The sequence below is a fragment of the Deltaproteobacteria bacterium genome (assembly GCA_021737785.1).
Classification (GTDB): Bacteria; Desulfobacterota; DSM-4660; order Desulfatiglandales; family Desulfatiglandaceae; genus AUK324.
The window spans coordinates 1-8,697 of record JAIPDI010000088.1 but is presented as its reverse complement, the minus strand read 5'-3'; the positions used below and the strand labels follow the sequence as shown (position 1 = coordinate 8,697).

The following is an 8,697-nucleotide window of genomic DNA, read 5'->3' as shown; positions in this document are numbered from 1 at the left end:
GCCCCGCTTCATGTTCGTATTGAGGAGAAATGGGGATGGCGGGTCGCCTCCGACACCCCCTCCGGTTCGCTACGCTCACCTACGGGGGTGTCGCCACTTCTCTCCTGCTTCATCCGACAACTACTCTGACACAGGGGGTGGGTGCGGCCATCAGAGTGTTCCACTGCATCGAGTAACGCATCGCTTAAATAGGGAGCCAAAACTGCGAGTTCCTTGCGGTGGTCGTCACTCACATTCTGAGTTTGAAGCCAAGCTGTGACCAGTACTCCAGCTACCTCTGATTCCGCCGGGAGGTTTCTCTCCGCAACAATTGAGACCGCCGCCCTAAGAATTTCGGCTTTTTGATCGAGTCCGGCGATAGGATCCAACCATTTTGCTAAATGGGCTTCGAGACTCGCGAAGGTGGTATTGGTTATTTCATCAAGGTGGGCCAAAAGGGCTGTCCCTAATGCGTGAGCGACAACTGTAGGCGTGAGTTGCAGTTTTCCTGACGGCCCAGGAACAGCAAATCGTCCGTCTATGATGTCGCTTAGTCGAGCGTAAACCTCAGATTCCGTAAGATCCGGGCGACTCGTTGTTTCACTAAGAGACTTGATAGAGTATTCGTCGATTCCCTCTCGGTATTTTTGGGCAATCTCTTTAAGCCATTCCTGCCACTCAGAGTCACTGAACGATTTTTCCGCACGCACTCCTAATGTATCTCTTCCGTATTCCCATAGTAACCTGTGTACCGTAACTTGGCCCACCTCGACAAGCCTATCCCTGAATCGTACTACCAGATTGAAAAGGCGAGGTATGCGGGCCAATTCAATTAGATCGGGATGAAGATCATTTTGGGTCAGGTTTTCGAATCCCAACATTCGGTCAAGTTCGCCTCCCGGTTCCGTACTGTAGGGATCTACGTTAATGGGGACTGCTGGGACAATCAGGCCGCGAAGCTTGGACAATTTTTCGTTGAAATAATGGGTACGGCTGCTTACGATTACTCGCACCCGACCCGCAAAGTTCTCGCCCTGTAAGACCTTTAGAAGAGACAGCCAGCGCATTGAGGATTCCTGGTTTATGCCGTCAAAAAATACCGTCAGTACAGGACCTTCTTCGACCGGACCTTTGAGCAACATATCGATTCGACGAAACCAGTGCTCTGGATTTCTCACGCCGCTTACCTGGTAGAGACGTTCTGCTAGAAACTGCTTAACACCGATTTCGGAAATCTGAAGCCCAGTTGCCGCTGAGGAAGGCACAATAAGTACAACTGGTTGTTCATTCTTGCTGTTGACGAGCCAATCAAGGGCCGCCCAGGTTTTGCCGACGCCATCCCATCCGATAACGGCTGCAGGAGCATCATTTTGTGCTCCATTTTGCCACCAGGAATCGAATGCTTCATGAACAGCTGTCCGTTTCACTCTTTTTTTCTGATATCCACCCGCCGCGTTTTGCGCTAATTCAGCATTTGAAGCTCTGGGAGATGTCCAGATTCTATCCAGCTTCTCGTGTGATCGTCTTTTTAGCTCATTAAAGCCGAGGCACCAGGATTGCAGTTCATGCTGCAACTTAGCGATGGCGTCCCCTGAGAAGGGCTGAAGAGCATGGGCATATTCACCAGCCTTTTTTGAAAACTCCGTTTCCACAATATCAGGGGCAAAAGCACATAGGACGGCAAGAGAAGGTAATTCATGGTTTTTCCAGTCAATAATTACGACAGGCACACCTATTTCTTCGCCTTTCAACGTTAAATCCTGCGCGATTTGTTCACTAACGTCTCTTGTAGTAACAAGAAACCATGCTTCAAGCGCTCTGTCTCTTGCTAGAGCTTGATCGATCTCACCTAGTAATTCTCTACGATTCAATCCGGTGCTGTCTTTGTAATTCTTGCATTCAATTCGGAATCTTCTTCCCCCTCCTCCCGATGGCCCAGCGTCGCCTCCATATTGAAAACTAGATTTAGCAACATAAATCGGTACGTTGAGAAGTCGACCGAGGAGAGCAGCGGAAAGGTTTTCCAGCTTTCTTGAGTTGGATTCGTTTTGAAGCTCTTGTTTTAAATTTTCTAGAATTGATTGACTCTTGGAATCTAGCAGCATCTTTTCTCAGCCCTTTTCATAAAGTCGATTTTGAAAATGCAATCTGAAATGGATTTCCATTTTAGGGTATAAAAAAGCGAAGCAGAGTGTAGCAGGATCTTTCTCTTTCGCCTACAACGATTTCCATAAGAAAAGTTAGATGGAAAGGCCTTTTTCCTGATTGCTACTTATGGGTCTCAAATATAACGATTATCTTTTTAGATAATCCAGTATTCTTGCATCATCCTGAATTGTTGAATTATTTCAGGATACAAATGGTATTTGAAAGCTTGCATCCAGACCGGGGTTTTCGGTTTTGATGTCACAGGAAGTCAGAAATGAGTTTCAAATTCAGTAGGAGTTATGGGCAGCCCCGTCGCGCGAACTATACCATTAAATTGAGGGAAATCAAAGCAATGCATTTTCAGGTGGATAACCAAAAGAATCGAGCCTCCCCAGAACCTGAGATATGCCTTACTTATCCGGCGGGCATGACTATCAGTTTTCCGCGCGTCCGTAGATCTCATTCCCCCGGGTACACCCCCTCACTCACCAACCCCGTACAACTGTATGCCGGATGGACCGGAACGTTCTCAAAGACAATGTGGATTTGTTCAAAAGTGAATTATCTATTGAAAATGTCATATGATTTTTAGGGGAAAGAATGTTCAAAAAAAGTAGATAAATACAATATATGCTACTTTGTTTATGATTGTTGCTATATGTTGTGTTTTTTTGTTGACATCCCCTCATAAACGAAGTATATGCCACCGATCCGGCCATCTGATTGTCCCTTCACGTTCATGTTCCCTCGGAGTTCAAAAATGCTGAAGAAGGTACTTGTGGTAGATGATGAAGAAATCCTTTCCCAGTTGATCATGGAATCCCTCTGCATGAAAGGGGAGTACAGCGTGGAAACGGCCTTCAATGGGGAGGATGCCTTTAACAAATACAAAATCTTCCTGCCCGACATTGTTGTCATGGATGTGGAGATGCCCGTTATGGATGGATATGAGTCCTCCTCAAAGATCAAGTCGTTTGACAGTGAGGCCAGGATACTTGTATTGACCGGCAATCCGGCCGATTCAAGGGCCCGCAGGACCATCGAAGAAGGCATCGCCTTAACCGTCCTTCAAAAACCGATCAAACTCACAGAGCTGAACCGCACCATAACGGCATATCTGCCGGTATGCGTTTCATAGGAAGGGTCGGACCTGGGAGAGGCCGGCGTTTCCCTCTGGAAGGATCAGGTATCCCGAACATGGCCCCCTGATTCCTCGATCTTCAAACCCCGGGTAAAGGTCCTCCCGTCGATTCAGAAGGCGGTCAGCGGGCAACCGCTACTTCAGCGTCATGGCCTTTTCAGGGCACATCTCCTGACAACAAAAGCAGGTGATGCACGTATCGGCATCCACGCGGGGGAGGTCTCCGTCCATGGAGAGGGCCGATACAGCACACTGGTCGACACATGTGCCACAGCCGGTGCACAGTTCCGGGTCGGCCTGCGGCCGCAGCAGGGTCCGGCTGTGCATCATCTCCTGAACCGCCTTGTTCGCTGAAATGGCGTCACCCCCCAGGGGAGGGAGCTTGAAATCGGGGAGGATTTTCAACTCGCCGATGATTTCCATCCTGTCAACATTGTGGGAACCCAAGCCGAGGTCCTCTGCCTTCTGCAGAAAACGGAGGCGGCCCGGGTCAAGTCCCATCATCGTGGCCATGACCGCGTCCATGGCCACTCCATTGTCCGAGGCCAGGACAAGGCCGATCTCTCTGAGATCGGGCGATGCGGGTCCGTTCCCTTCCATCCCAATCACCGCGTCTACGATAAAAAGGTCGGGAACGCGAAGCCGGAATACCTCCACCACCACCTCGTGAAACCGTTCCGGGTTGCCTGCCGCCTTGTGCAACCGGGCTTTCTGCGCCCCTGGGAGGTATCCGTAGCTGTTCTTGATCGCGCCGGTCACGATCGTGAGCCCGTGGTTCTTGAATTTGGGGAGACTGATGATGAGATCAGCCTCAAGCACGGCGCGTGAGACGCTCACCCAGGGGAGGTAGTCGGCGTTGAATGAGACTTTCTCTGAATCATTGCCGATATTTCTATAATACCCCTTGGCCGCCTCCATCAGTCCGGATTTTTTAAAGCAATTTTCGTTATCGCCGTAGTTGAAGAGACCGGGATTATCGCCCACAATCAGGGATGCAGGTCCCAACGCTTCCACCTTGTCCACCACTGCGCGCAGAACGGCCGGGTGGGTCACGATCCCTTCCCGGGCTTCTGAAGCGCGCAGGACGTTCGGCTTGATCAGAACTTTGCGCCCTCCCACCTGTACCGGAAAGAGATCAAAAGCCCGGTCCACGGCCTGGCGGACGTTCTCATAGGTTGCGGGGTGTATCATTACCTTGGACATATTTTCCCTCCTGCACCGTAATTTAACACAAAAAGTGACAGAAGCCGAGGTTAATCCATCCCAATATGCCGGAATGGCCCAAGGAGGCGGTTATGAACGATCCATGGCGACAAGTTCTCTCGCCGCCTGAAGAGTGGCATCAAGCATCTCCGGGCCGGGGTCCCGGGTTTTAATTATCCGCACGAACGGACCCAACGGCGCCCACTGAAGGGGATCGCTTGCCTTAAACAGGGCCCCCGTGGGGATGCAGCGCATGGCCGACAGATGGGCAATGCCGCTGTCATGGCCCAGGAACAGGACCGCGCTATCCAGCAAACTGATGAGGTTCTCCTGATCCGGGGAGGAGACGAACAGAACAGATCCGGTCCCCAGCCGCTCTTTGAAATACGCATAAAGCGATTCTTCTGCCGGACCTGTCAGAAGGACCGGCCGGCAGCGTCTGAATTCGGTGTCGCTCAATAACCGGGTCACCAGGGCCAGCCAGAAATCAGGGGGATAATTCTTCTCCAGGGACCCAGATCCCGGGTGCAATATAATCTTCTTTTCCCCTTCCGGCAGGGGCCTGTTCCTCCACATCCCTCCATGTTTCATTGCTGCTATGGATCGTACCGGATCAACGGGAAGGCCCGCCGATGCCAGACAACGGGCCAGGTACTCGGCCACATGGACGTCCTCTCCCTTCGGGGGGAAGGACGGGAAGACATGGACCGCGGCAGAGGGGAGGCATCGCTCGAGGTTGCGCCGGATCGTGCCGTCTTTATCCCTGAAGAAGGCTGCCGCGATATTCACGTCTGAAACAGGGAGGCCCTTTCCATCCGGTATCTCCATGAACAATCGATGCCAGCCCGATGCCTCCAGATCCATGGCGCGATCCACATGGGACCGGATGAAGTCCAGCCCGGGCCGCCTCCCCACAAAGGTGACAGCGGCCTTGCCTGCGAGATCGTTGAGAGCAGGGAGTACCATAAGGGTATCCCCCAGTGCCCCCGGTCTGATGATCAGGACACGCAGCATGCCGGGCGCTACCACGCAGGGGAAGCCACCACCAGGACAATGCAATCCTCCTGGCCGTCATTCAGGAGGGCATGACTGGCGCCTGTGGGGATCCAGACGGCATCGCCCGGCTTCACGGCCCTGGCCTCATCGGCCACCCGCATTTCACCGGACCCGCTCAATACAAAATAGATCTCTTCCATCGGGTCCACATGGGCCTCGATCTCTTTCCCCGGTTTGAGACTGGCAATGGCCAGAAACCCGATTTCTTTCAGGGTCCGCCGGTCCAGGATCATCTGGGCAACGGCCCCGCCATGTGCCAGATAGGTGGTATCGATCACTTCCTTGTCATTCAGGTTCCGTACAATCATATGGTGTCTCCCTTCTGGATGCTGGATGCTGGATACTGGATACTGGTTACTGGTTACTGGTTACTGGATGCTGGATTCTGGATTCTGGATGCCCGATGCTGGTCGTAGCGAAGCGAAGATCCCGCAGAAGGCGGGAATGCTGGATACTGGTTACTGGTTACTGGATGCTGGATTCTGGATGCTGGATACTGGATATTGGTTGATTGGATCCCTAATCCCTCAATTCCTCAATCCCTCTATTCAGGTCCCTGACGCCCTGCTCCCCGCTCCCCGCCCCCTGCTCCCTGCCCCCTGCGCCTCATAAGCAAGTTGACTCTTGGCCGCGGTTTCAGTAAAATACAATTTACGTGCTTTGATTGCTCCTAATCTTATAGTTCATATCGCTGAGGATGCCAAATGGAAAAAGGTGAACTGGACCCGCGGCTGAGGTTGATACAGCAAAGCAATATGAAAGAAAAGATCGTCCTCTTAAGGGTCGATCACAATGTCGTGAAAAAGGGCCGGATCAAGGACCCGTACCGTATCGATGCCACCATCGGCACCCTTTACGCCATTGCCGCAGGCGGTGGAAAACCGATCCTGATGACCCATGTGGGAAGACCGAAGGATAAGAAAACAGGCCGCATATCCTGCCGGGAGGACGAGTCCATACTCCCCATTGTGCGCTATCTGGAACAGAAACTTCCTGTGAAGATTCATGTCCCGGAGTTTCCGGCAGATCCTGAAAAAGGGATCGTGCACCTTGATCCATCCATTGAACCCGCCATTTCCGATCTGAAACAGGGAAAGATCGGGATGATCTACCTCCCCAATACCCGCTGGTTCAAGGGCGAACAGGCAAAAGGACCGGAGCGAGGGACCCTGGCCGATGAGCTGGCGTCTTTGGCCGATCTCTACGTCAATGATGCATTCGGTTCGTGGCGGGCCCACGCCTCCACCTACGACGTGGCGCAGAAGCTGCCTTCTTTCGCCGGCATCCTGCTTCAGAAGGAGTTGGAGAATCTCCATCGGGTGCTGGAGCCCCGGAGGCCTTTTGTGGCCGTGGTGGCCGGCGCCAAGTACGATACCAAGATCGGCCCCCTGAAGGCCCTTTACGAGCGGGTGGATCACCTGATCTTAGGGGGGCTGATGTATAACACCTTTCTGGCGGCCAAGTATGGGGTGCAGATTGCCGGGGTCACAGAGGAAGACAGGGCGTTGGCTATGGAACTGGTGGAGCTGGACAGGACCGGAAAAAAGATCGTTGAATTATCCCGCCTGGTGGAATCGGAGACCATGGAAGCGCGAGGTGAGGGAAAGTATCGATCCATCGGGATGGAGGAACTGACATCGGGCCGGGATATCCGATATGTCGTTGATATCGATCCCGAATCCTTCCGGAACAAGGTGGTGGCGGATATCGTCGCCTCTGCCAAGACCATCTTTGTCAATGCGGTCATGGGGTTTATGCCGCTTTTTTATGAGGGCTCCGAGGCCATGTACCGCCTGATCGGGGGCAACTCCGAGGCGGCCAGGCTCTTTGCGGGGGGGGATACCCTCCAGGAACTCCGGAATCTCTGCCCGGGGATCTACATGGCAGGTCTGGACGATCCCAAGGCCTACTACTTCACCGGCGGGGGGAGCGTCCTGACGGCCCTGGAACAGGGCAGTCCATACCAGATGAAACCGGTGGCGGTCCTGATGGAAGGCGGCCCTCTATGACCATCACCGCTATTTTTGATCCTGAAACCGCAGGGAGGCCGATGCGGGTGGCGGCCTTTATGTCGGGTTCCGGAACCAATATCCTGCGGCTTCTGGAGCATGAGCAGAAACTGAAGGCCGAAGCAAACGAATCGCCATTCGAGACGGTCTTCATCTTCAGCGACCGGTCAGACGGACGATGTGCCGGGGAAAGAATCGCCCTTGAACACGGCCTTCCCTATTTCAGCTACGACATCAGGACCTTTCATCAAAATAGAGGCCTGAAGCGATCGGTTGTGACAGAGGAAGGCCTGAACGCCAGGCGGGAATATGACCGGATTGCCCGAAGGCTGGTCGAGGTATTCGAGATCGACGTCATCGCCCTGGGGGGGTACATGAGCTATACCACCCTTAACCGGTGCGTCAACGTTCACCCTGCTGATCTTGCCATCTCTCTTCCTGACGGCCGCAGAAAATATGTGGGCGACGATGCGGTGAAAGACGCCATTTCTGCAGGCGAGAAGCGCCTCCGGTCTTCCACCTTCTGGACCGATGCGGGCGTGGACACAGGCCCCCTCCTGATGGTGTCGGATGCCCTCCCTGTGACGCTTCCTGAATCGCTTGACGCAGTTGTCGAAGATCCCCAGAGACTTCGACAGGTGGCGGACGCCCATCAGGATCGGCTCAAGGAGATCGGGGATTGGAAGATTTTTCCCAGGACCATCGAGATGATCGCCAGAGGCCGTTTCGCCCTGGATGATGAAGACCGTGTATATGTGGACGGCCGGCCCGTACCGGGGGGGTATCGGGAATAATAGCGATGAAAAAATTGAACGTCCAACATCTAACCAAAAATATTTGAAATTTAGGAATTTAGGAATTTAGAGTCTTTGTCTGTAACTTCTCTGCAACGTGCGAAGAAGTTTGCCCGTGGGGGTCTCTGTTCAAGAGCTGCAAAAACCGAATACAGCTCCTGGGGACGGCAGCAGGGCTTTACAATACAGTCTGTTCCAGCCCCAAGTACAGGCTTTCATGGGACGGTATGTCCTTGCTGCCTTTCCGTAAACATTATTCGGAGCCCGGGGGCGGCCGCCGAACGATACGACCGCATTTTATTGCAGCTCTTGAACAGAGACCCCCACGGGCGTCCAGAACGCTTCCGGGACTTGGGTGAAACCTTTT

The 8,697-nt window shown here is 53.2% G+C and carries 7 protein-coding genes; 3 read left to right on the top strand and 4 right to left on the bottom strand.

The features are described 5' to 3' along the window. Positions 1-8: 8 nt before the first annotated feature. On the bottom strand, positions 9-2,084 hold the full coding sequence (locus K9N21_23320; protein MCF8146848.1) for a hypothetical protein: 2,076 nt from the start codon (positions 2,082-2,084) through the stop codon (positions 9-11). An 803-nt stretch (positions 2,085-2,887) separates the two neighbouring features. On the opposite strand from K9N21_23320, the gene K9N21_23315 reads away from it, so the two are divergent. After that, complete coding sequence (locus K9N21_23315; GenBank protein MCF8146847.1) at positions 2,888-3,265, top strand: response regulator; 378 nt, start codon at positions 2,888-2,890, stop codon at positions 3,263-3,265. A 138-nt stretch (positions 3,266-3,403) separates the two neighbouring features. Here K9N21_23315 and K9N21_23310 read toward each other — a convergent pair whose 3' ends face one another. From K9N21_23310 to K9N21_23300, 3 genes are all read right to left on the bottom strand, one after another. Further along, entirely contained in the window at positions 3,404-4,471 is a 1,068-nt protein-coding gene (locus K9N21_23310; protein ID MCF8146846.1) for a DUF362 domain-containing protein, read from the bottom strand. Between the two features lie 90 nt (positions 4,472-4,561). Beyond that, positions 4,562-5,485 (bottom strand): glycosyltransferase family 9 protein, encoded by a 924-nt coding sequence (locus K9N21_23305; protein ID MCF8146845.1) that lies wholly within the window; start codon positions 5,483-5,485, stop codon positions 4,562-4,564. Between the two features lie 8 nt (positions 5,486-5,493). Further along, positions 5,494-5,835 (bottom strand): cupin domain-containing protein, encoded by a 342-nt coding sequence (locus K9N21_23300; protein MCF8146844.1) that lies wholly within the window; start codon positions 5,833-5,835, stop codon positions 5,494-5,496. Positions 5,836-6,231: 396 nt separating this feature from the next. On the opposite strand from K9N21_23300, the gene K9N21_23295 reads away from it, so the two are divergent. Next, positions 6,232-7,536: a phosphoglycerate kinase gene (locus tag K9N21_23295; protein MCF8146843.1), complete on the top strand. Its 1,305-nt coding sequence runs from the start codon at positions 6,232-6,234 to the stop codon at positions 7,534-7,536. Continuing rightward, positions 7,533-8,330: a formyl transferase gene (locus K9N21_23290; protein ID MCF8146842.1), complete on the top strand. Its 798-nt coding sequence runs from the start codon at positions 7,533-7,535 to the stop codon at positions 8,328-8,330. Before K9N21_23295 ends, K9N21_23290 begins: the two co-directional genes overlap by 4 nt. The last annotated feature ends 367 nt before the right edge of the window (positions 8,331-8,697 follow it).